Here is a 217-nt window from a genome sequence, read left to right as displayed (position 1 = left end):
CCGAACAAGCCTTGGAGTGGTTCAAGGAGATGTATACCATCGAACGAGAAATCAAGGAAAACACTCAAGGGATCAGCGGATAAAGCCTATTCTACAAAGGATAAGAAACTGGATTGAAGAAAACTCCCTTCAAGTATTACCAAAGAGTGCTATAGGAAAAGCAATGACGTATTTTGTGCTACAGTGCCCCAAGCTTGAAAACGTATTAATAGACGGG

General features: G+C 41.5%; 1 protein-coding gene. It reads left to right on the top strand.

What is annotated here, in order from left to right; all coding sequences use genetic code 11:
* The coding region (locus I215_RS15635; RefSeq protein WP_008992966.1) for an IS66 family transposase at nt 1–217 on the top strand (217 nt) is incomplete at both ends.

This window comes from Galbibacter marinus (assembly GCF_000300875.1).
Taxonomy (GTDB): domain Bacteria; phylum Bacteroidota; class Bacteroidia; order Flavobacteriales; family Flavobacteriaceae; genus Galbibacter; species Galbibacter marinus.
Note: the sequence above shows the minus strand (reverse complement) of the source record. Positions and strands in the feature narration are given on the sequence as shown.